This is a genomic window from Shuttleworthella satelles DSM 14600 (assembly GCF_000160115.1).
Lineage (GTDB): Bacteria > Bacillota > Clostridia > Lachnospirales > Lachnospiraceae > Shuttleworthia > Shuttleworthia satelles.
Map to the genome: position 1 here is coordinate 1419037 of NZ_GG665866.1, position 24569 is coordinate 1443605.

Below are 24569 nucleotides of genomic sequence, written 5' to 3' on the forward strand. Positions count from 1 at the left end.
AGCTTATGCTTCTCCGACGTGCACGCGCAGAATCGCCGTTACCTGGGGATGCAGCTTGACCTTGATCTCATGCATCCCGAGAGAACGGATGGGCTCCTCCAGAATAATTTTCTTTTTGTCGAGGTCCTGATCGTACTGTTTCTTAACTTCGTCAGCGATCTCCCTGGAGGAGACAGAGCCGAAGACTTTGCCGTTTTCCCCGGTCTTAATCGCGGTCTCCACCTTCCAGCTCTTCATGGCCTCCGCCATCTCCCGGGCGGCGGCCAGATGCTCCGCCGCCAGTTTAGCCTCATTTTTGGTCCGAAGCTTCAGGTCGTTCAAGTTCTTCGGAGTGGCTTCCAGACCCCACTTCTTGGCGATGAGCACGTTCCTGGCGTATCCGTCGCTGACATTGACGACGTCGCCCTTCTTTCCGTGCCCGGCCACATCCTGCAATAATACTACCTTCATCACAAATCTCCTTTATCTACATGCTCGTCAATCAGCCCGATCAGCTTTTGCTTGACTTCATCAATATCAGCTCCCGCAATCTGAGCTCCCGCAATGTTGAGATGGCCTCCGCCGCCCAGCTGCTCCATTAATTTCTGCACATCCACCTCATCGATGGATCTAGCGGATATATAGACCTTGCCTCTGTAATCGGTAATGACAAAGGAGGCCTTGATTCCGACAATGTTTAGAAGCTCATTGGCCGCCTGCGCCCCCACAATTGTCGGGGACTCCACCTCCGTCGTCTCACAGATCGCCACGGCATAGTGGTCATGATAGACCTCGGCGTCACGGACCACCTGGGCCCTGGCCTTATAGGTCGCCATATCCTCGCGAAGCATCTTGCGCACCCGGATCACGTCGGCGCCATTTCTCCGAAGGTAGGCCGCCGCCTCAAAGGTCCGAACCCCCACCTTGGCCGCGAAGTTATCCGTATCGATCAAAATGCCCGCATAAATACAATCCGCCTCTGTGGGCCGCAGCTGCACCTTCTCAGAAAAGTACTGCAGGACCTCGGCAATCATCTCACAGGCGGAGGAGGCATAGGGCTCAATGTAGCTCAGGACCGGATTCTGAACGACCTCTTCTCCCTGGCGGTGGTGATCGAAGACTACGATATGGCGGGTTCGGTTGAGCAGGTCCGGCGCAACGGTGTAGTTCGGCCGGTTGGTGTCTACGACCACAACCAGCGTGTGTTTATCGACGATCTGCAGAGCCTCCTCCGGGCTGATGATCATGTGCTCCGGATAGCCCCGGTCCCCTGTAAAGAGGGAGACCAAGGGGCGGAGAGAAGAGGTCACCGTATCGACGACGATTCTGGCCTCTTTCCCCAGCTCTCTGGCAGCCACGTAGACGCCGACCGCCGCTCCGAAGGCGTCAATATCTGTGATTTTATGCCCCATCACAAGAATGGTATCGCGGGAGGTCATAATCTCCCGCAGGGCCTGTGCCTTGACCCGGGCCTTGACTCGGGTATTCTTCTCTACTTCCCTGCCCCGGATGCCATAATAGCGGATCTCATCCCCGGATTTAATGGCGGCCTGCGAGCCCCCGCGGCCCAGGGCCAGATCCATGGCGGCTCTGGCATACTCTGTGTTCTGCGTGTAGCTCCTGCCGCCCAGGCCGATGCCGATCGAGAGGGTGATCTCGTTGTCATTACCGGCCTTGGTATTTTTGATCTCCTCCAGAATCGAAAACCGATCTTCTTCCATTTTGGCCAGATACTGGCGCTGGAAGAGAACGATGTACTTGTCCCGGTCATTTTTGCGGACAATGGCGTCAGAGCTTTGAAAATACTTGTTGACCTTGCGGTCAATCAGGGCAACCAGAAGGGCCCGGCGCACTGCCTCGACGGAATCGATGGTCTCCTCATAGTTATCGATGCTGACCTGAGCAACCGCGAGCTCCTGATCGATGTTCTTCTGACGCAGGGCCACCAGCCTGGTCTCGTCGAAGAGCATAAAGGCGATGACCCTGTCCATGCTGAGGTTGAGGGAGTCAGTCACCTCCTTCTTCTCCCTGAAATTATCGATCGTCAGCTGCTGCAGGGTGGCGCGGTAGGTATGATGATCGCTCTTTAAGCCAAAGACCAGAGGGTCTTCACCGATCGCCGCGATCCGGTCCTTGTTGATCTCTCCAAAGAGAGAGGTGACTGATTTCTGAAAATCAGAGTCCTCCCCGGCCAGCTGAAAAAAGGCCTCGTTGCGCCAGAGGAATCGTCCGTTGGTGTCAAGGAGGGCATAAGGGATTTCCAGCTTGCCCAACAGTTCCTTCTGCACCGTCCCGTAACGGGTGGCGAAATTAATGATCTCCCGGTTGAGCTGTTCTCTGTTCCAGCGGTAAAAGGCCCAGATCACCAGGGCATAGACCAGAATACAGGGTATCGCCAGAAGAGCCAGCTTGATGTTGAGAAAGAAGAGGGCGATGTCACCGAGCACAAAGAGGACGATGACATAGAGCGGGGCCTTCAGATAGTGGTCCAGCTTGCCCCTGTAAATCAAAGTGTTCACTGCCTAATCTCCTTTTATCCGGTTCTGCCCCCTCGATTGGTGCTCGATCACACCTATGGCGGAAACAGAAAGCCAATCACAGTATAACATTTGCCCCAGATCATGGCTATATCTGCCGATTTATGCATGCCTTCGATGACTCTGCGAAATCCTCCTTGGGCAAGCTGCCGAAATCCTCCCCACATTTTCGACGGTCTGCCCATAGGAGGCCGGGGGGACATTTCCTATAATAGAAGACAGATATGAAAATCGGGCGGGCAGAGTCCGCTCACATAGAGAAGGAGAACACTATGTCAGAAGTAACACTGAAAAATGTCTGCAAGGTCTACCCCAACGGGTTCCAGGCCGTTAAAGACTTCAACCTTGAGATTCAGGACAAGGAGTTCATTATCTTCGTCGGTCCCTCCGGATGCGGTAAGTCAACGACCCTCCGCATGGTTGCAGGTCTGGAGGAGATTTCCTCCGGTGACCTCATGATCGACGGCAAGCGCATGAATGACGTCGAGCCCAAGGATCGTGATATCGCCATGGTCTTTCAGAACTACGCTCTCTATCCCCACATGACCGTATATGACAATATGGCTTTCGGTCTCAAGCTCCGCAAGGTTCCCAAGGACGAGATTGACAAGAAGGTCCGTGAGGCCGCAAAGATTCTCGACCTGGAAGCCCTCCTGGAGCGCAAGCCCGCCGCTCTCTCCGGCGGCCAGAGACAGCGTGTCGCCATGGGACGTGCCATCGTGCGTAACCCCAAGGTCTTCCTCATGGATGAGCCCCTGTCCAACCTGGACGCCAAGCTCCGTGTCCAGATGCGAATTGAGATCGCCAAGCTCCATGCGAGACTGGGTGCCACCATCATCTATGTAACCCATGATCAGACCGAGGCCATGACCCTCGGTACCAGAATTGTCGTTATGAGCGCCGGTGTCGTTCAGCAGACAGATACTCCCGAGAACCTCTACAATCATCCCGCCAACCTCTTCGTCGCAACCTTCATCGGTTCTCCCCAGATGAACATCATGGATGTCAAGCTGGAAGATAAGGACGGCAAGCTGGTTGCCAAGACCGTTGTCGGTGATCACGAGCTGACCATCCCTGAGAACAAGCAGGCGCAGCTGAAGTCTTACGCCGGCAAGCAGGTCAAGATGGGCATCCGTCCCGAGGACATCTACGATGCCAACTACGCTGAGGGAGTCAACCAGAACGACGTCATCAAGGCAAGCATCCGTGTATATGAGCTTCTTGGCGCTGAGGTCTTCCTCTACTTTGATTTCGGCGGCGTTCAGATGACCGCCCGCGTCAACCCCAACACCAGCATCCGCCAGGGACAGGAAGCCACCTTCGCTCTGGATATGGAGAAGGCTCACTTCTTCGATCTGGAGACCGAAAAGACCATCTGCGACTAAAAAACAGCTGCATTTGAAGGTCGAAAATAACTATAAATATGATATGAACCCGGCAGGCAGAATGCCTGCCGGGTATTTTTATGGATTTCATTTTTGCTTTATGTGGCACCTGGTTACAAATCCATACTGTCAGGATTTAACAGGAAGTCAAAAACACTCATCACCAACACACCTTCTTCATTATAAAGCGGTGCAATGGCGTCTTTCGTGATTATTATTTTCTTGAACCCATCGCCAGTATTGATCAGAGGCCTTTGTTCCTGCTGCATTTTCTTTTCATCCTGCATGGCAAATGCCGACTGAATATAGTAACGTTTGGAACCTTTATTGCAAACAAAATCGATCTCCAGTTGTTTTCTTATCTTTTTACCTGCTTGATCTATTTCATTCATCACAACGACGCCTACATCGACGTTATATCCTCTGACTTTCAGTTCATTGAAAATGATATTTTCCATCGCGTGCGTTTCTTCGACCTGTCGGAAATTTAATCTGGCATTTCGAAGACCCAGATCCGTGAAATAATACTTGGATGGTGTATCGATATATTTCTTACCTTTTATATCGTATCGAATCGCACTGTCAATCAGGAAAGCATCTTCAAGATAATCGATATAGCGCTTGATCGTCATCTTGCTGATGGTCGTATGTTTTACGCTTTTAAAAGTCGCAGACAGCTTGCTTGGATTGGTCAGGGAGCCTATGGAGGAAGACAGAATATTCAGCAACTCTTCCAGCTCAGCTTTATTTCTGACATGATTTCTTCCGATAATATCGGAGATATACGTTTCCTCGAACAAGGATTTCAGGAAATCGCCCTTCTGATCCGTCGTGGTAAATGTAAGTACCAGTGGGATCCCGCCGTAAAGCACATAATCTCGCCATCCATCTGCCTTTTCCCCCTCATAAACAGACATAAATTCCGCAAATGTCAGCGGATACATATGGACTTCATCACCCCGCCCGCGAAACTCTGTAATAATATCTTTGGAAAGGAATTTTGCATTGCTGCCTGTTACATAGACATCAACGTTCTTCCTTCGCACCAGACTGTTCAGAATGGACGCAAAATCTCCGAGAAGCTGCACCTCGTCCAACAGCACATAGTGTTGATCCTGGTCGTTGATCCGTTCGGTTAGATAGGGAAAGAATATATCCGGATCCCGATACTTTTTATTCTCATAGGCATCAAAAGCCATCTCTATAATATGATCGTCCGGAACCTGGCTCTTCCTGAGATATTCCCTGAATAGCTCAAAAAGCAGATACGATTTTCCGCATCTGCGAACCCCGGTAATGACCTTGATCAGCCCATTATGACGCTTGGAAATCAGCTTGTTCAGATAGGTATCCCTACGAATTTCCATTTTTATCGTCCTTGTCTATTAATGATACAAATATGCGGATTCCGCATTTTTGTCCATTTGGATTATAACGTGCATCTTTCTGATGGTCAATACCTCACGTGATATTCTTGCAGATTCCGCATTTTTGTCCATTTAATTCATTAATTTCGGATGGCCGATTGTAAAATGAAGTTGGACCCTTAAATAGCTTCCGGACGCTGCTTCGGATCCGCCCTCGCCGGGAGGCAGGAAAGGAACTCTGTTCCTTTCTCTGAAAAAGGGGACTCCATGTCATTCCGTCAAGGGCTGCCCGGACGCTCTGCGTCCAGCGCACTGTCCGTTGATTCCATTCCCGCTCCCTTGTATCGAGAATGGATAGAAAAGTCCATAGCGGCTTTCTCTGGTAGAATGTGCAAGTTCCTCCCACAAGGCAATCTCCTTGATTGATCATAAAAGCTAATGCCATATATGCATCCGATCTGAACCCAAAGAGACACCCCTGCTCATATTCATTCTGAGAATCACCGCCTCCTACTCGATTGTTCATACTTAAAGAAGGGACACCCTTGCCTTCGGCTATATCCTTCCCACTCCCGGGCGGATTCCGGACTTGCACCGGTTAGAAACGTGCGCCGTCGGGCGCACCACCAAAACAAAGGAGCTTGGCATTTAGCCAAGCTCCTTTGTCGCATCCGTCCTTATAGACCTCTGCATGCTAGCAACTACTGTTGCTTTTTCCTCTTGCTGACAACCGTACCTGCAAGTAATCCGCTTGATGCAAGAAGTAAGAACATCATAAGAGGAATATTGCCGTTGTCACTTGTCTTCGGCTTCTCCAACCCCGGCTTATCGGGATTGTGAGGCGTCGGATTCTCTGGCTCCTCAGGCTTGTGCGGGGTCGGGTTATGGGTCTTATTGGTATCAGACTCATTCACGCCATCCTTAACGTGTCCCTGGTTGTCTACAGGATTTCCGTTGACGTCGTCATTGACCTTAACCTTAAAGCTTACGGTTACGGTAGCTCCGTTCTCCACTTCCTTGGTCCAGGTGATGGTTCCGTTGTCGTTGACGCCATCGTTGTCTGCTGAGACAAAGCTGGTGTACTGCGGAATCTTATCCGTGAAGGTTACGGTCTGCTTGCTTCCCGTCGTGTTGGTGTAGGTCAGCTCGTAGCGCAGCTCCTGACCCGGCGCAACAACCTTTCCATCAATGCTGGTGGTGTCTGTTCCGGTGAAGACATCCTTCTTGGGTTCTGTCGGGGTCGGGTTATGGGTCTTATTGGTATCAGACTCATTCACGCCGTCCTTGACATGTCCCTGGTTGTCCACAGGATTTCCGTTGACGTCGTCATTGACCTTGACCTTAAAGCTTACGGTTACAGTCTGGCCGTTCTCAACCTCCTTAGTCCAGGTGATGGTTCCTCCGGCTTCCTGTCCGCCATCTTCCGCGGATACGAAAGTCGTGTACTGCGGAATCTTATCCGTGAAGGTTACGGTCTGCTTGCTTCCCGTTGTGTTGGTGTAGGTCAGCTCGTAACGAAGCTCCTGACCGGGTTGTACCACCTTGCCGTCGATGCTGGTGGTGTCTGTTCCGGTGAAGACATCCTTCTTGGGCTCCGTCGGGGTCGGGTTATGGGTCTTATTGGTATCAGACTCATTTACGCCGTCCTTGACATGTCCCTGGTTGTCCACAGGATTTCCGTTGACGTCGTCGTTGACCTTGACCTTAAAGCTTACGGTTACGGTAGCTCCGTTCTCCACTTCCTTGGTCCAGGTGATGGTTCCGTTGTCGTTGACGCCATCGTTGTCTGCTGAGACAAAGCTGGTGTACTGCGGAATCTTATCCGTGAAGGTTACGGTCTGCTTGCTTCCCGTCGTGTTGGTGTAGGTCAGCTCGTAGCGCAGCTCCTGACCCGACGCAACAACCTTTCCATCAATGCTGGTGGTGTCTGTTCCGGTGAAGACATCCTTCTTGGGCTCCGTCGGGGTCGGGTTATGGGTCTTATTGGTATCAGACTCATTCACGCCGTCCTTGACATGGCCCTGGTTGTCCACAGGATTACCGTTGACATCGTCGTTGACCTTAACCTTAAAGCTTACGGTAACGGTTGCTCCGTTCTCCACTTCCTTGGTCCAGGTAATGGTTCCTCCAGACTCCTGTCCGCCATCTTCCGCGGATACGAAGGTCGTGTACTGCGGAATCTTATCCGTGAAGGTTACCGTCTGCTTGGTCCCCGTCGTGTTGGTGTAGGTCAGCTCGTAGCGAAGCTCCTGACCGGGTTGTACTACCTTTCCGTCGATGCTGGTGGTGTCTGTTCCGGTGAAGACATCCTTCTTGGGCTCCGTCGGGGTCGGGTTATGGGTCTTATTGGTATCAGACTCATTTACGCCGTCCTTAACGTGACCCTGGTTGTCTACAGGATTTCCGTTGACATCGTCGTTGACCTTAACCTTAAAGCTTACGGTAACAGTAGCTCCGTTCTCCACTTCCTTAGTCCAGGTAATGGTTCCTCCAGACTCCTGTCCGCCATCTTCCGCGGATACGAAGGTCGTGTACTGCGGAATCTTATCCGTGAAGGTTACAGTCTGCTTGCTTCCCGTCGTGTTGGTGTAGGTCAGCTCGTAACGCAGCTCCTGACCGGGTTGTACCACCTTGCCGTCGATACTGGTGGTGTCTGTTCCGGTGAAGACATCCTTCTTGGGCTCCGTCGGGGTCGGGTTATGGGTCTTATTGGTATCAGACTCATTCACGCCGTCCTTAACGTGACCCTGGTTGTCCACAGGATTACCGTTGACGTCGTCGTTGACCTTGACCTTAAAGCTTACGGTAACGGTAGCTCCGTTCTCCACTTCCTTGGTCCAGGTAATGGTTCCTCCAGACTCCTGTCCGCCATCTTCCGCGGATACGAAAGTCGTGTACTGCGGAATCTTATCCGTGAAGGTTACAGTCTGCTTGCTTCCCGTTGTGTTGGTGTAGGTCAGCTCGTAGCGAAGCTCCTGACCGGGTTGTACTACCTTGCCATCAATGCTGGTGGTGTCTGTTCCGGTGAAGACATCCTTCTTGGGCTCCGTCGGGGTCGGGTTATGGGTCTTATTGGTATCAGACTCATTCACGCCGTCCTTGACATGGCCCTGGTTGTCTACAGGATTTCCGTTGACATCGTCATTGACCTTGACCTTAAAGCTTACGGTTACGGTAGCTCCGTTCTCCACTTCCTTGGTCCAGGTAATCGTTCCGTTGTCGTTAACGCCATCGTTGTCTGCTGAGACAAAGCTGGTGTACTGCGGAATCTTATCCGTGAAGGTTACAGTCTGCTTGCTTCCCGTTGTGTTGGTGTAGGTCAGCTCGTAGCGAAGCTCCTGACCGGGTTGTACTACCTTTCCATCAATGCTGGTGGTGTCTGTTCCGGTGAAGACATCCTTCTTGGGCTCTGTCGGGGTCGGGTTATGGGTCTTATTGGTATCAGACTCATTCACGCCGTCCTTGACATGTCCCTGGTTGTCCACAGGATTTCCGTTGACATCGTCGTTGACCTTGACCTTAAAGCTTACGGTTACGGTAGCTCCGTTCTCCACTTCCTTGGTCCAGGTGATGACCTTGCTCTGTGCATCATAGCTGCCGCTATTTTCAGCAGATACGAAGGTCGTGTACTCAGGAATCTTATCCGTGAAGGTCACGGTCTGCTTGCTTCCCGTCGTGTTGGTATAGGTCAGCTCGTAGCGCAGCTCCTGACCGGGTGCAACAACCTTTCCATCAATGCTGGTGGTGTCTGTTCCGGTGAAGACATCCTTCTTGGGCTCCGTCGGGGTCGGGTTATGGGTCTTATTGGTATCCGACTCATTCACGCCGTCCTTGACATGTCCCTGGTTGTCCACAGGATTTCCGTTGACGTCGTCGTTGACCTTGACCTTAAAGCTTACGGTAACGGTAGCTCCGTTCTCCACTTCCTTGGTCCAGGTGATGGTTCCTCCAGACTCCTGTCCGCCATCTTCCGCGGATACGAAGGTCGTGTACTGAGGAATCTTATCCGTGAAGGTCACGGTCTGCTTGGTCCCCGTCGTGTTGGTGTAGGTCAGCTCGTAGCGAAGCTCCTGACCGGGTTGTACTACCTTGCCATCAATGCTGGTGGTGTCTGTTCCGGTGAAGACATCCTTCTTGGGCTCCGTCGGGGTCGGGTTATGAGTCTTATTGGTATCAGACTCATTCACGCCGTCCTTGACATGACCCTGGTTGTCCACAGGATTTCCGTTGACATCGTCATTGACCTTAACCTTAAAGCTTACGGTAACGGTTGCTCCGTTCTCCACTTCCTTGGTCCAGGTAATGGTTCCGTTGTCGTTGACGCCATCGTTGTCTGCTGAGACAAAGCTGGTGTACTGCGGAATCTTATCCGTGAAGGTTACAGTCTGCTTGCTTCCCGTTGTGTTGGTGTAGGTCAGCTCGTAGCGAAGCTCCTGACCGGGTTGTACTACCTTTCCATCAATGCTGGTGGTGTCTGTTCCGGTGAAGACATCCTTCTTGGGCTCCGTCGGGGTCGGGTTATGGGTCTTATTGGTATCAGACTCATTCACGCCGTCCTTGACATGACCCTGGTTGTCCACAGGATTTCCGTTGACGTCGTCGTTGACCTTAACCTTAAAGCTTACGGTTACAGTCTGGCCGTTCTCAACCTCCTTGGTCCAGGTGATGGTTCCGTTGTCGTTGACGCCATCGTTGTCTGCTGAGACAAAGCTGGTGTACTGCGGAATCTTATCCGTGAAGGTCACGGTCTGCTTCTCGCCGGTCGTGTTGGTGTAGGTCAGCTCGTAGCGAAGCTCCTGACCGGGTTGTACTACCTTTCCATCGATGCTGGTGGTGTCTGTTCCGGTGAAGACATCCTTCTTGGGCTCCGTCGGGGTCGGGTTATGGGTCTTATTGGTATCAGACTCGTTCACTCCGTCCTTGACATGACCCTGGTTGTCTACAGGATTTCCGTTGACATCGTCGTTGACCTTGACCTTAAAGCTTACGGTGGCTGTCTTGCCTGCCTCTACTTCCTGGGTCCAGGTGATGACCTTGCTCTGTGCGTCATAGCTGCCGTTATTTTCAGCAGATACGAAGGTCGTGTACTCAGGGATCTTATCCGTAAAGGTTACCGTCTGCTTGCTTCCCGTCGTGTTGGTGTAGGTCAGCTCGTAGCGAAGCTCCTGACCGGGTTGTACTACCTTTCCATCAATGCTGGTGGTGTCTGTTCCGGTGAAGACATCCTTCTTGGGCTCCGTCGGGGTCGGGTTATGGGTCTTATTGGTATCAGACTCATTCACGCCGTCCTTGACATGACCCTGGTTGTCCACGGGATTTCCGTTGACGTCGTCGTTGACCTTAACCTTAAAGCTTACGGTAACGGTAGCTCCGTTCTCAACCTCTCTGGTCCAGGTAACAACACCGTTGTCGTTGACGCCATCGTTATCTGCTGAGACAAAGCTGGTGTACTGCGGAATCTTATCCGTGAAGGTTACGGTCTGCTTGGTCCCCGTCGTGTTGGTGTAGGTCAGCTCGTAGCGAAGCTCCTGACCCGGCGCAACAACCTTTCCATCAATGCTGGTGGTGTCTGTTCCGGTGAAGACATCCTTCTTGGGCTCCGTTGGGGTCGGGTTATGGGTCTTATTGGTATCAGACTCATTCACGCCGTCCTTGACATGACCCTGGTTGTCTACAGGATTTCCGTTGACATCGTCGTTGACCTTGACCTTAAAGCTTACGGTTACAGTCTGGCCGTTCTCAACCTCCTTGGTCCAGGTGACAACACCGTTGTCATTGACGCCATCGTTGTCTGCTGAGACAAAGCTGGTGTACTGCGGAATCTTATCCGTGAAGGTTACGGTCTGCTTGCTTCCCGTTGTGTTGGTGTAAGTCAGCTCGTAGCGAAGCTCCTGACCGGGTTGTACTACCTTTCCATCAATGCTGGTGGTGTCTGTTCCGGTGAAGACATCCTTCTTGGGCTCCGTCGGGGTCGGGTTATGGGTCTTATTGGTATCCGACTCATTCACGCCGTCCTTAACGTGACCCTGGTTGTCCACAGGATTTCCGTTGACGTCGTCGTTGACCTTAACCTTAAAGCTTACGGTAACCGTAGCTCCATTCTCAACCTCTCTGGTCCAGGTAATCGTTCCGTTGTCGTTGACGCCATCGTTATCTGCTGAGACAAAGCTGGTGTACTGCGGAATCTTATCCGTGAAGGTTACGGTCTGCTTGCTTCCCGTCGTGTTGGTGTAGGTCAGCTCATAGCGCAGCTCCTGACCGGGTTGTACCACCTTGCCATCAATGCTGGTGGTGTCTGTTCCGGTGAAGACATCCTTCTTGGGCTCCGTCGGAGTCGGGTTATGGGTCTTATTGGTATCAGACTCATTTACGCCGTCCTTAACGTGACCCTGGTTGTCCACAGGATTTCCGTTGACGTCATCATTGACCTTGACCTTAAAGCTTACGGTGGCTGTCTTGCCTGCCTCTACTTCCTGGGTCCAGGTGATGACCTTGCTCTGTGCGTCATAGCTGCCGTTATTTTCAGCAGATACGAAGGTCGTGTACTCAGGGATCTTATCCGTAAAGGTTACCGTCTGCTTGCTTCCGGTCGTGTTGGTGTAGGTCAGCTCGTAGCGAAGCTCCTGACCGGGCTGTACTACCTTGCCGTCGATGCTAGTGGTGTCTGTTCCGGTGAAGACATCCTTTTTGGGCTCCGTCGGAGTCGGGTTATGGGTCTTATTGGTATCAGACTCATTTACGCCGTCCTTGACATGTCCCTGGTTGTCCACAGGATTTCCGTTGACGTCGTCATTGACCTTGACCTTAAAGCTTACGGTGGCTGTCTTGCCTGCCTCTACTTCCTGGGTCCAGGTGATGACCTTGCTCTGTGCGTCATAGCTGCCGTTATTTTCAGCAGATACGAAGGTCGTGTACTCAGGGATCTTATCCGTAAAGGTTACCGTCTGCTTCTCGCCGGTCGTGTTGGTGTAGGTCAGCTCATAGCGAAGCTCCTGACCGGGCTGTACTACCTTGCCGTCGATGCTGGTGGTGTCTGTTCCGGTGAAGACATCCTTCTTGGGCTCCGTCGGAGTCGGGTTATGGGTCTTATTGGTATCCGACTCATTTACGCCGTCCTTAACATGTCCCTGGTTGTCCACAGGATTTCCGTTGACGTCGTCATTGACCTTGACCTTAAAGCTTACGGTGGCTGTCTTGCCTGCCTCTACTTCCTGGGTCCAGGTGATAACCTTGCTCTGTGCGTCATAGCTGCCGTTATTTTCAGCAGCTACGAAGGTCGTGTACTCAGGGATCTTATCCGTGAAGGTCACGGTCTGCTTGCTTCCCGTCGTGTTGGTGTAGGTCAGCTCGTAGCGAAGCTCCTGACCCGGCGCAACAACCTTGCCATCAATGCTGGTGGTGTCTGTTCCGGTGAAGACATCCTTCTTGGGCTCCGTCGGGGTCGGGTTATGGGTCTTATTGGTATCCGACTCATTCACGCCGTCCTTGACATGACCCTGGTTGTCTACAGGATTTCCGTTGACATCGTCATTGACCTTGACCTTAAAGCTTACAGTTACAGTCTGGCCGTCCTCAACCTCCTTGGTCCAGGTGATGGTTCCGTTGTCGTTGACGCCATCGTTGTCTGCTGAGACAAAGCTGGTGTACTGCGGAATCTTATCCGTGAAGGTCACGGTCTGCTTGGTCCCCGTCATGTTGGTGTAGGTCAGCTCGTAGCGAAGCTCCTGGCCGGGTTGTACTACCTTGCCATCGATGCTGGTGGTGTCTGTTCCGGTGAAGACATCCTTCCTGGGCTTTGACGGAGTATGTACCTTTACCGGCTTTGACTTAACTGTGTAGGTATTGTTAATGGTCAGATCAAAATCATTGACATAAGTCGTTTCTTCCTTAGTCACCGTTCCGGTGATGATCGGCGCCGGAACCTTGGAATCCTTGCCCAGATCACTGTTGATCTGTGCCAACAGATCCGCCTTCGCAGTGAACACCATCCGCCTTGTTGTCGGATCATAGCTGATATCATAATTCGGGCTTGCCTGCCTAGTTCCCGCCAGGTCAACCGCATATCCCTCTGGTAAAGTATCGTTGAATACCAGAGATTCGGCTTTTTCACGGCCGGCGGGGAAATCAGCAACATTCAGGGTGAACTTTACAACAGAGTTTTTCGGAACGGTCTTGTTGTTTATGTCTGCATTATTCTGATCTGTCACCGTCTTCTCAACAGGCGGCTGATAGTAAAGCAGATCATAGTGATAGCTTACATCAAGGGGAGGGCACTGAGGTTCCTTGGGCGGCGTTGGTTTCACTGGTTCTACCGGCTTATTCGGGACAGCGAGTGCTCGAATCATGGAATTAAAAGCGAACCAAACAACGCCTCTTTTACTTGCGCCGATATCCAGTCTGACGTCCGGGCCATTTGCTTTCCCGACAATAGCTCCATACCATGTCGGCTTGCCTCCCTCGACTTTGGTATCGTCCCATTGTGATACCGAGAATTTTGAGCCGTTGCTCTTGTGCTCATTGTCGCTGCTGGCATATGCTCCTCCGTCCAGCTGCGGCACAATAGAGGAACCGGTGATATAGATATACTCGCCATTGAAGCTTAGAACCTTTTCCACCATGGATTTCCCAACAGCTGATGGCGCATTATAGATTGTCCCCAGTCCATTATTCAATGATGAAAAGCTGAGCAAGGCACCGGTCATATCCATTTTCTGACCGTTTTCATCATAGAAATTTGCCACCATATTGATATCTCCTTCTCCATAGAAGTTAAGATACCAAATGGTAACCGTCGGATCCTTCTCAATCAGAACCGGCATCACGTCAAGACCGGGAATCCCGGTGTCAATCAGGGTGTATGTATACTCTACCTTAGAGATCTTCTTCCCATTATAATAGGAATTCTGCAAGTTCGTATACTCCACCTTCAGCGGCTTATTCTTTTGTAAAATAGTTCTTGTCTCTACAGCAGTTGTCACACGATTTATATAGCTGAAATCATTGTAACACTGCGTTTCATCTCTCCCGAGCTTACTCTTGATATTGGCATGATAATATGACTGCCACTCATACTGCGAGAATTTTTTCCCATTCAGGAAACGCATGTTAGCATTTGGTTCACTCTTGAAGGTAAGAAGCTGAGCTGCCGGTTCGCTTAAATATCCGTCCTCTTGTCTCCTTTTCTCCAGTTCTTCCATTGCCTTGTTATATATGACCATATCCTCATCATATTTCTGCTTGGCAATATTGTACTTGGCTAATTCTTCATCATACTTTTTCTTGGCAGCATCATAAGCCTTCTGCTCTTCATCGCATTTGGCAATAGCCTTCTTCGCTTCCTCCAGCTTCTGGATCTGCTGCTGATAATCGGCTTTGATTTCAGCGATTTTGGCATCGACCTCAGACTTGGAATGCGCCACGCCCATATCCTGATCCTGGCCCTTTGTGACAGGCACTCCGGCATTTCGCGCATCGGCAACAGCCTTGTCCAGCGCAGTCCGATCCACATTCGTTTCCAGTCCCTTGACGGAATCTGCTGCAGAAGTCTGCATCATCGGTGCCACTGTCGTAAACAGCATCAGGCACGATAAGGCGATCGCGGACAACTTTTTGCTCGCAATTCTGAGCCTTCCCTTCATACTCTTCCTCCTCTCGTCGTTCACTGACTTCCTTCACAAAAAAATAGGCAAAAAAACGCACCTAAGCTCTAAGTGCGCTTTTTCGCCTGTCAAATAATCTTATTTCAGAACCCAAAAAGGGCAGTATCCTACCCTGTCTGTCTGTCTGTCTGTCTGTCTGTCTGTCTGTCTGTCTGTCTGTCTGTCTGTCTGTCTGTCTGTCTGTCTGTCTGTCTGTCTGTCTGTCTGTCTGTCTGTCTGTCTGTCTGTCTGTCTGTCTGTCTGTCTGTCTGTCTGTAAAGATTGTGTTTTGGTTTTTCATATCTGTCAATCCTTTTCGCCAAAGACACGAAATGTTTCTTTCTTCATCCCACTGTTTAGTAGGAATTATAGTGTAACATAGATTGTTCACAAAATCTATCAATTTTAGGAATACTCTGTTTTCAGATTTTTTTCAAAGTTTTCTCTGTTTTTTCATAGTCTCCCTTTTCTCAACAATTGTCCCGTTTTGTCCAATATTCAAGGTCATTCCAGTCATCATCTTTCCATGCTGTAGTCATCAAGATTTACCCCATGCACAGTGCCGCCTGTTGCTTCCATTTCAGCAATGGATTTTCTCAACCTGGCTATATTAGCCAGACTATAAAACGGATCGCTTTCTGCAGAGATTTCAAATGGGATTCTGCGCTCTCTGACCACTGTTTTAGCAAATGCACAAACTACTGTTGTCATAGTCATTCCGACATCAGAGCATAACGCTTCAAACTGTTTTTTTAGTCCTCGTCCATATGGATATTTATACTTGTCTGCTCCATAAAGTCATCTCTTTTCCTAATCAAATCATATCTATATAAAGCAGGAGGCCCGACTTTCGCCGGGTCTCCTGTTCAAATCCGATCCTCAGGATCCCTGTACGTTCACCTCAAAATCTTCATATATTTATATTCCTACGCCTGCTTTTTCCTCTTTACCACAAGCGTGCCCGCAAGCACTCCGCCTGAAGCAAGGAGCAAGAGAATCATAATAGGAAGATTCCCCAGATCACCTGTCTTCGGTCTCTGCAGCTCAGGCTTGTTGGGATGATTCGGCACCTTCGGAGTCGGGGTGTGTACCTTTACGACATTGGACTTGACAGAGTATACATTGTTGATCGTCAGATCAAAATCATTCACATATGTCGTATTCTCTTTTGTCACCTTTCCCGTAACAATCGGCGCGGGAACCTTCGCAGTCTTGGTCAGATCGCTGTTGATCTGGGTCAGCAGGGCTGCGTTTGCGGTAAAGACCATACGCCTTGTCGACGCGTCATAGCTGATATCATAGTCGGCGCTTGCCTGCCTTGTCGCCTCGACATCCACTTCATAGCCGCTCGGCAAAACGTCACTGAACACCAGAGAATTTATTTTCTCATGTCCGGCGGGAATATTTGTCGTATGCAGGGCAAACTTTACAACCGAGCCGATCTGAACGGTGCCATTGTTGATGTCTTGATTATTTCCATCCAGGACATTCTTCTCTACCTGTGACTGTACATAGAGAATGTCATAGTGATAGGACACCTGCTCCGGTTTCTGCGGTTCTTCAGGCTCTGTCGGTGGTACTGGCGCCACTGGCTTAACGGGCGCAGGAATCGCCTTGATATCTGAATTAAAAGCAAACCAGACAACGCCCCGTTTACTTGCTCCAATATCCACGCTCACCGATGTTCCCTTGGCTTTTCCGACAATGGCTCCATACCACGTGGGCTTCCCGCTTCCGCTTGTAGAATCATCCCACTCACTGGTTGAGAATCTTGACCCCTTCGCCTTGCTGTCATTATCATTGCTTGCGTAAGCGCCTCCATCCGCCTGCTTCGTCACCGACGAACCGGATATGTAGATATAATCGCCATTAAAACCCAGCACTTTTTCTATCATTGGTTTTCCGACCGCTGATGGTGCGCTGCTGCTTGTCCCTGTACCGTGATTCAGAGATGAGAAGTTAAACAGAGCCCCGGTCATATCAATTTTGTGTCCTGCCCCATCATAGAAATCCGCCGTCAGGTTAATATCAGCCTGTCCATAGGAATTGAGATACCAGATGGTAACCGTCGGATCCTTCTCAATCAGAGCGGGCAGATCATTTACTCCGGAGATCCCGGTGTCTCTCAGGGTATAAGTGTATTCTACCCTGGCGATCTTCTTGCCATTGACATACGAATTCTGAAGATTCGTGTATGCCACCTTCAAGGGCTGCCCCTTATGCAGCATCACTCTTGTTTCTGCGGCATTAGCCACACTATTGATATAGTTGAAATCGTTCGTGGCCTGTGTCTGGTCAATCCCCAGCTTGCTTCCTATATTACTGTCAAAGAAGGTCTTCCATTCCGTCTGGGAGTATGCCTTTCCTCCATTCAGGAACTGCATGCTGGCACTGGGCTCACTCTTGAATTGCAGAGTCTGGGAGGATGGCACGCTCATATAGCCATCCTCGTTCTTCTTTTTCTCCAACTCTTCCATCGCCTTGTTGTAGGCGGTCAGCTCATCATCATATTTTTTCTTGGCGATATTGTACTTGGCCAATTCTGCATCGTACTTCTTCTTGGCCTCATCGTACTTCTTCTTGTCCTGACTATATTTTTGCGCAGCCTTCTTTGCGTCCTTTAATTGCTGCACCTGCTGCTTATAGTCCGCCTCGATTTCCGACCTCTTGCTGTCGGCTTCCGCCTCGGATTTCACCACGCCCTTGTCAACGTCAGCATCCTGCACGATCTCAGCACCGGCATTTTTGGCATCGGAAACACTTTGATCCAATTCCGTTCGGTCTGCTTTGATCTCAATTCCCTTGACGGGGTCTGCCGCATAGGTCGGCAACACCGCTCCAACCGTACCAAACATTACCAGGCATGACAAAGTAATCGCTGACAGCTTTTTGCTGATCGCTCTGCTCTTTCCTTTCATACTTCCTCCTTGTCTTTGTCCTTCTGCCAATTTTGAGTTTCTATCATATTAAAGAGGATAAAGAAAACACCGATCCGTGTATTCTTTTGCCCCTTAGATATCTTAATTCCAGACGGGACCATCTTATTGGTGCGCCTGTACAGATTATATCTTGCTCTTCATGCCTGTCAATCCCTCTAAACTATCAGCACCAAAGCTCTTTCACGGAGTCTTTCCATGGCACTGGCCAACAGGAACTATAGAATAACATAAATTGTTCACAATTTTCCACAAATTTATGAAAAAGTTGCTTTCCTGTTCATGTTTCTCCGGTTTCTGCACGAGCCATGGAAAACGGCAGCGGTCAGCGATGGAAATTCCCTCCGCGCAAACCAGCTGCATAAGCCATGGGAAGCCGCCTGCATGAGTTGCCTGCGCAAGCTATGGGAAACTTGCCGAAAAGGTTATACTGGTATTTAACCTGCAGGCCTCCCGATCTTAAAAGAAAGGGACATCTGCAACAGGACGGCTGTGGCCTGTCTCCTCTGGCAGGATCCCTCTCGCAAAATAAAGGATGACAAATGATGATGAATGATTCTGGCGAAATTTCAAATCTTCTGGACCAATTGCAGGAGAGCACAGGTCTCTCCCTCTGTCTGGATCCCCAGGCCCCCGCTGATCCCCAGGTCACAGCCGGTAAGCTGCGGGATCTCCTGCGCCTGACCAAATCCAGCCGGGACAAGCACTACTTCCTCCGCCGCTATCTGTCCAGCCAGCTGGACGAAGACGAGATTCGATCCGGCTTTGCCCGCCACCACATGCAGGCCTCCGCCAGGCGGGCCCTTCTTCTTGTGACCTTCCCCGAAGATCTCAACGAGGAGACGAGGAGTATTCTCTCCTCTATCTTCCCGCGCAGCCAGGTCTCCCCCCTTTCCATGGGAAGAGATCGGATGCTCCTGATCGTCAAAGACAAGCCGTCCTCCCTTTCTCCCATGGTCTCCGCCCTGCTTGACACCATGGCTTCCGAGGCCATGATCCCGGTCAAGGTGGTCTACGACAACCAGACAGTGACCCTGGCGGATCTGCCCGCCGCCTACCAGGATCTTGTGACCAGTCTTGCCATCGGCAAGACCTTCTACCCTGCCGAGCAGGTCTATGAATCCGCTTCTCTGGGCCTGGCCCGTCTCATCTTCCGCCTTCCGGAGGATGTCTGCCAGCGCTACCTGCAAGAGCATTTTCTGGACTATGATTTCGGTCGGATGGACGCGGACACCCTTCGGGCCATCCACACCCTCTTTCACAATAACCTGAGCCTCTCTGAGACGGCGCGACAGCTTTTCATCCACCGCAACACCCTGGCCTACCGTCTGGACAAGTTTCAGAAGGCCTCCGGCCTGGATGTCCGCAATTTCGACGAGGCCATCACCTGCCGGATCGGCATGATGATCTGGCAGAAACTGCATCAGAAGTCACGGTGAACTTACACCGCCACCAAAACACTTAAATATTGGGATTCATGTCAAATCCTGTAACCGGGCATATCAGCCCAATAAAATTAGCTATTCCATTCTCTTTTGGGGGTGCAGAATTTACTTTTTCATTTTTGGTTTATGTAGGTTTTCCCCTTAATTATTGATTTATACCTTAAAATAAGGCATATTTTAAGGTATAAAAGAAATGTAAGGGAGAAAGCCAATGAGAAATTTTAATTACTCTAAAATTAAAGATAAAAAATGGGACTCTGAAGTGCTTGGTTTAGTCGCTTCAATTTATAAATATCAGGGTAAACAGGAACTTTATTTGAAACAAAAACCGGAAGAATTAAATAAACTGATAGAAATAGCAAAGATTCAAAGTACCGAAGCTTCAAATGAAATCGAAGGAATTGTAACAACAAGCGTGAGACTTAGACAATTAGTGGAAGAAAAGACAACTCCAAGAAATAGAAATGAACAGGAGATTGCAGGATATAGAGATGTACTAAATATTATTCATGACAATTTTGATGCTATTCCAATTTCAAAGAATTATATTCTACAAATGCACAAGATTATGTTTAGCCATATGAATAACCCGATGGCAGGACAAACAAAAAATGTACAAAATTACATCAGTGCAACTTATCCGGATGGGCATACAGAAGTTTTATTCACACCACTTTCACCTTTTGAAACTCCTGAGGCGTTAGATAAGATATGTAATGAATATAATAAGGTTATTGGTAACTTGGAATTAGAACCTCTTATTACTATACCTATTTTCATTCATGATTTTTTATGTATTCATCCATTTAATGACGGTAATGGTAGAATGAGCAGATTACTAACAACGCTTTTATTATACAGGAGTGGATTTTATGTAGGTAAATATATCTCACTTGAGGCACTAATTGCTAAAAATAAATCTGCTTATTATGATGCATTGGGACAGGCTGGAGGCTATTGGCATGAAGAAAACGAGGATATATTACCATTTTTGAAGTATATATTAGGAACAATTCTTGCTGCATATAAAGAGTTTGAAGATAGATTTTCTATTGTAGAAGAAAAACTTCCGGCCGTTGAACTAGTAAGGAAAGCAACTTTACAGAAACTTGGAAGGTTTACTAAACAAGATATTAGAGAACTTTGTCCATCACTGAGTGTAAGCTCAATTGAAGGATCATTAAGAAAACTAATATCTGAAGGTGAACTTAAAAAAGAAGGCGTAGGAAGAGCCACAAAATATATTCGACTAAAATGAAAATCTCTTAAAAGTGGTGAGGATTGATAGTGTCAAGTAATGTTCGCAAAAGCCTTCGGACTCACGTCAGAATCCGGTAAATATCAGCCTGCGACATGAAAGTTTGTCGCAGCTTAGCAAAATGAGGCTCTATGTCAGATGTTGGGGCGGGATCCTTCGGGAGCCCGCCCTAATACTGTGTTTGGGCGGATTTAGGTGTTCCATGGTATGTCAGCATCTTTTATGGCTCTAAGACAAATATTGGGGCGAAGATATCAGCCGGATATCTTCGCCCCAACTTTATTCTAGGACATAGTCCATCTCATTGATTTACTGCACTTCAAGTAGCTTCTTGCTGACTCTCGCCTGTACATCAATATAGTACACAGTCTCGACGTCATTCAGACAATGTTACCCTTCCCGCTCCGTCGCCGATCTCTACCGCATAGAACTCGGCTTCGATCCCGGTCTTCTCCCTGTAGGCGCTTCCGACCCAGTCGATAAACGGGTCAATGGCGTCGTTCTTCACCAGGCTGACCGTGCAGCCGCCAAAGCCCCCGCCGGTGATCCGGCTTCCGATGACGCCGGGGATCTTCCAGGCCTCATCCACGAGGATGTCGACCTCCCGACAGGAGACCTCGTAGTCATCTCGAAGCGAAATATGAGAGGCATTCATCAGCTGCCCGAACATCTCGATCTGTCCTGACTTGAGAGCCTCAACCGCCCGGATGGTCCTCTGGTTCTCATAGACCGCATGCTTCGCTCTTCTGCGGCAGACAGGATCCCAAATCAGGTCTGCATGCTCTTCAAACTCCTCCTGGCTCAGCTCGCCCAAGGCTTCAATATCCAGCTCCACCTGCAGCATGCTCAGCGCCCTGGCGCACTCTTCTCTTCGGTCATTGTAGGCCGAATCCACCAGGGAATGCTTAACCTTGGAATTCGTAATCAAGATCTTTGCATCCGGCAGAGCAATCGGAGCGTATTCGTAGGACAGGTCGGAGCAGTCCAGGAAAATGGCTGCGTCCTTCTTTCCCATAGCGACGGCGAACTGATCCATAATGCCACAGTTGCAGCCGTTGAAATTGTTCTCAGAGTACTGGCCGACCAGGGCCAGATCGATATTGGTCAAAGAATCAAATCCGAAGAGATCTCTGACGATCACCCCGGTCAAAACCTCCAGCGAGGCGGAGGAAGAGAGACCTGACCCATTGGGGATATTCCCGTAAACGGCCATATCAAATCCGGTTCCCGGCGTCAGCCCCTTGACCTTTTTCATGGCCCAGACCACGCCCAGGGGATAGTTGGCCCAGCCGTATTCCTCCCGATAGGACAAATCGGATAAGTCCGCCTCCATCGGCGGGCGGTCTTCCATATTCAAGGAGTAGAAGCGGATCTTGGAATCCTCTCTCTTTCTGGCGATTCCATAGGTCCCGATGGTCAGAGCGCAGGGGAAGACATGTCCGCCATTATAATCCGTGTGCTCTCCGATCAGGTTGACGCGGCCGGGGGAGAAATATCCCCGGATATCGCCGCCTGCCCCAAAGAGACCCTCAAACTTTTCCTGTAACTTTTTCTGCTCCATTCCCCGCTTCCCTCTTTCTGCTTCCGCTGACATCAAGTAAATTCTACACATCCCTCTGAAAATTGGCAATGAAAAAGAGCCTCCCGGCCGGGCCGAAGAGACTCTCTTTTTTGCAAAATCGCTTACAATCAGTCCTCAACGTAGGGCATGATTGCAAGATGACGCGCACGCTTGATCGCTGAAGTCAGCGCTCTCTGATGTCTTGCGCAGGTGCCGGTAATACGACGGGGAAGGATCTTCCCTCTCTCTGAGACATACTTGCGCAGCTGATTGGCGTCCTTGTAATCGATGGCAACCTCACTGCCGCAGAATACGCAGACCTTTCTTCTTCTATGTGCGGGTCTTCTATTAAAAGCCATGACTTAACCTCCTCTAGTTAAATGGAAGCTCCTCTTCAATGCCATCAGGGATGTTCATAAATCCGTCCCCTGCATCTGTGGTCGGAGCCTGCTGCGGCGTTCCCAGATCGGCGCCGGCATAAGAACCGTTCTGCTGGGCTGCGGCCTTGGACTCCGCGAATTCAATGTTGTTCGCGATGACCTGGAAGCCGTAGACCATCTGACCTTCCTTATTCTGGTAATTGTCGTTCTGAATCTCGCCGTCTAATACGATCTTTGTTCCCTTGCGGAGATACTTCTCAACGAACTCTCCGAGCTTGCCGAAGGCCGTGCAATTGAAGAAATCCGCGGTGGGCTGACCATCGCGCTTAAATCTTCTGTCTACGGCGATGGAAAATCTGGCAATCGCATTGTTATTGGCGCCGCCGTAACGAACCTCGGGATCTCTTGTCAAGCGTCCCATAAGAATGAGTTTATTCATCTGATCTCCTATCTGCAACGAAAAACTTCGCTGCGCTAATTACTGCTCGTCCTTGCGAACAAATAAGAAGCGAAGAACATAATCCATGATGCGGATATCGCCTTCCAGCTGAGCGGGAACACTGGTCTCCGCCTCAAACTGAATGTAGTAGTAGAAGGCCTCACCCATATTCTGGATCTCGTAAGCAAGCTTCTGCTTACCCTTCTCCTCTACGTCTGTCACAGTGCCGCCGGCGCGGGTGATATAACCCTTCGCCTTCTCGACGACAGCTGCCCTGGCATCATCTTCGATCTTAGCATTAACAACGAGTGCTAATTCATACTTTGCCATTGCGTCTAACCTCCTTCTGGTCTTGTGGCCCCGGCGCTCATGCCCCGGAGCAAGGAATATTTACATATACCACGAATTGATATTTTAGCATGGTAGTCAACAGGTCGCAAGAGCCAGTTTATGCGCCGCGGCACCACGTGGCCGCCACAGCCGCGTATAAGCCAGTTTTTGCGACGCGCACTGAGACGTATCACCCGAGTGACACTGTATATCAGCGTCACTCGATTCCGTCCTGAATAATGTGTTCAACATCCCGGCCGCCATAGAAAATACGCACAATCGTAACGGACTTCGATTCGTTGTCTACTCTATAATAAACGACGTAATTATCAACCGACATTTTCCGCGTGCCCATAGACACCCACGGTTCCCAATCAACCTGCTCGTGTTTCTCAGGAAATAGATCCAACTTTCGGATCTCCTTGCGGATATGGACAATTTGATTCTGCGCGGCCTGACCTGCCAAAAGTACATGCGCGATGTAATTGAAGATGTGGCGAAGATCGTCTAGTGCGGCCGGGGAATAGATCACCTGATATTCCCCCCTCATATGCCAAACTCTTTCGCAAGCACTGCGTCTACTTCATCAACCGTATATGCTTTGCCACTTTTCAGGGATTCAATTCCCTTAGTTAACTCGGCATTCAACTCTGCGCGAGACATCCCGCCAATCGCTACCGGCTTTGCTACAGGCAGGCAAAGATCAAATGGCATGCCATTGTGAAGAACGATCTGACTATATAACATTTGGATTGCGCTCGAAGGAGAAATACCCAGCTGGGAAAGGATACCCTCAGCATTATCCTTCAGTCCTGTATCAATACGAGCATAAACAGCAGATGTCTTTGCCATGTGTCTCACCATCCTTTCGCTTATGGTTATAGTATTGGCCATCTTCTCTGCAAACGCAAGCATTTGCAAGCGATTATGTCTCTCAGATCAAGCTTACACTAAGATCAGAAACGGCAACAGCCGAAATCTTTCCCTTAACTTGGGGAAAGCTTTCATCCCGCCAGCAATTCATTGCCAATATTCTGTGAGAGATTTTTGCGTTTTGACGCATTTTTATCCATTAGAGTTCATTTTTCATGTCTGCTCACACTTCGAAGACGTATCTCTTATAGGACGGATGCGGGACTTTTTCCTTCAAAAATGTCAAAGACAGCTATCTCTTTTATTTTACACCCATCGAATCATAAATTTAGGGCTGTTCTTTTGCGTTAAATTCAAATATTCTTTGTCTATGAGATCAGAGCCGCTTGCACACGCTTATGGTATGCGATGGCTGGGATACCGGAAACGTTAGATATGTAA

The 24569-nt window shown here is 49.7% G+C and carries 16 protein-coding genes; 3 read left to right on the forward strand and 13 right to left on the reverse strand.

Going from position 1 to position 24569, the window contains the following annotated elements; translation table 11 throughout:
• Positions 1 to 3 precede the first annotated feature (3 nt).
• Both rplI and GCWU000342_RS06465 read right to left on the reverse strand, forming a co-directional pair.
• Positions 4 to 450, reverse strand: a complete 447-nt coding sequence (gene rplI, locus GCWU000342_RS06460) for a 50S ribosomal protein L9 (protein ID WP_006906540.1) — start codon at positions 448 to 450, stop codon at positions 4 to 6.
• Positions 450 to 2498 (reverse strand): GGDEF domain-containing protein, encoded by a 2049-nt coding sequence (locus GCWU000342_RS06465; RefSeq protein ID WP_006906541.1) that lies wholly within the window; start codon positions 2496 to 2498, stop codon positions 450 to 452. The genes rplI and GCWU000342_RS06465 overlap by 1 nt, the downstream gene beginning before the upstream one ends.
• 290 nt (positions 2499 to 2788) lie before the next feature.
• On the opposite strand from GCWU000342_RS06465, the gene GCWU000342_RS06470 reads away from it, so the two are divergent.
• The gene (locus GCWU000342_RS06470) at positions 2789 to 3901 is read left to right on the forward strand and encodes an ABC transporter ATP-binding protein (RefSeq protein WP_045000777.1); all 1113 of its coding nucleotides are present in this window, start codon (positions 2789 to 2791) and stop codon (positions 3899 to 3901) included.
• Between the two features lie 113 nt (positions 3902 to 4014).
• Here the strand turns inward: GCWU000342_RS06470 and GCWU000342_RS06475 are convergent, their stop codons facing one another.
• From GCWU000342_RS06475 to GCWU000342_RS06490, 4 genes are all read right to left on the reverse strand, one after another.
• Entirely contained in the window at positions 4015 to 5268 is a 1254-nt protein-coding gene (locus GCWU000342_RS06475; protein ID WP_006906543.1) for an ATP-binding protein, read from the reverse strand.
• A gap of 701 nt (positions 5269 to 5969) precedes the next feature.
• Positions 5970 to 14906 (reverse strand): GbpC/Spa domain-containing protein, encoded by an 8937-nt coding sequence (locus GCWU000342_RS06480; protein WP_006906545.1) that lies wholly within the window; start codon positions 14904 to 14906, stop codon positions 5970 to 5972.
• A 516-nt stretch (positions 14907 to 15422) separates the two neighbouring features.
• Complete coding sequence (locus GCWU000342_RS10205) at positions 15423 to 15617, reverse strand: hypothetical protein (RefSeq protein ID WP_314057644.1); 195 nt, start codon at positions 15615 to 15617, stop codon at positions 15423 to 15425.
• 215 nt (positions 15618 to 15832) lie between these two features.
• Positions 15833 to 17824 (reverse strand): GbpC/Spa domain-containing protein, encoded by a 1992-nt coding sequence (locus GCWU000342_RS06490; RefSeq protein ID WP_006906548.1) that lies wholly within the window; start codon positions 17822 to 17824, stop codon positions 15833 to 15835.
• Between the two features lie 560 nt (positions 17825 to 18384).
• Between GCWU000342_RS06490 and GCWU000342_RS06495 the strand changes: the two genes are divergently transcribed.
• Both GCWU000342_RS06495 and GCWU000342_RS06500 read left to right on the forward strand, forming a co-directional pair.
• Entirely contained in the window at positions 18385 to 19281 is an 897-nt protein-coding gene (locus GCWU000342_RS06495; protein WP_006906552.1) for a PucR family transcriptional regulator, read from the forward strand.
• A gap of 217 nt (positions 19282 to 19498) precedes the next feature.
• Positions 19499 to 20545 carry a Fic family protein gene (locus GCWU000342_RS06500; protein WP_006906553.1) on the forward strand — a complete coding sequence of 349 codons (1047 nt, stop codon included), beginning with the start codon at positions 19499 to 19501 and terminating at the stop codon, positions 20543 to 20545.
• A gap of 309 nt (positions 20546 to 20854) precedes the next feature.
• Here GCWU000342_RS06500 and GCWU000342_RS11050 read toward each other — a convergent pair whose 3' ends face one another.
• From GCWU000342_RS11050 to GCWU000342_RS06530, 7 genes are all read right to left on the reverse strand, one after another.
• The gene (locus GCWU000342_RS11050) at positions 20855 to 20911 is read right to left on the reverse strand and encodes a hypothetical protein (RefSeq protein ID WP_408640213.1); all 57 of its coding nucleotides are present in this window, start codon (positions 20909 to 20911) and stop codon (positions 20855 to 20857) included.
• A 10-nt stretch (positions 20912 to 20921) separates the two neighbouring features.
• Positions 20922 to 22106 carry a galactokinase gene (locus tag GCWU000342_RS06505; protein ID WP_045000417.1) on the reverse strand — a complete coding sequence of 395 codons (1185 nt, stop codon included), beginning with the start codon at positions 22104 to 22106 and terminating at the stop codon, positions 20922 to 20924.
• A gap of 128 nt (positions 22107 to 22234) precedes the next feature.
• Positions 22235 to 22465 carry a 30S ribosomal protein S18 gene (gene rpsR, locus GCWU000342_RS06510; protein ID WP_006906555.1) on the reverse strand — a complete coding sequence of 77 codons (231 nt, stop codon included), beginning with the start codon at positions 22463 to 22465 and terminating at the stop codon, positions 22235 to 22237.
• 13 nt (positions 22466 to 22478) lie between these two features.
• Positions 22479 to 22925, reverse strand: a complete 447-nt coding sequence (locus tag GCWU000342_RS06515; protein ID WP_006906556.1) for a single-stranded DNA-binding protein — start codon at positions 22923 to 22925, stop codon at positions 22479 to 22481.
• 39 nt (positions 22926 to 22964) lie between these two features.
• Positions 22965 to 23255: a 30S ribosomal protein S6 gene (gene rpsF / locus GCWU000342_RS06520; RefSeq protein WP_006906557.1), complete on the reverse strand. Its 291-nt coding sequence runs from the start codon at positions 23253 to 23255 to the stop codon at positions 22965 to 22967.
• A gap of 217 nt (positions 23256 to 23472) precedes the next feature.
• A complete protein-coding gene (locus GCWU000342_RS06525) occupies positions 23473 to 23805 on the reverse strand; it encodes a type II toxin-antitoxin system RelE/ParE family toxin (protein WP_006906558.1) in 333 nt (110 codons plus the stop codon).
• A complete protein-coding gene (locus GCWU000342_RS06530) occupies positions 23802 to 24107 on the reverse strand; it encodes a type II toxin-antitoxin system RelB/DinJ family antitoxin (protein WP_045000781.1) in 306 nt (101 codons plus the stop codon). The genes GCWU000342_RS06525 and GCWU000342_RS06530 overlap by 4 nt, the downstream gene beginning before the upstream one ends.
• Between the last annotated feature and the right edge of the window lie 462 nt (positions 24108 to 24569).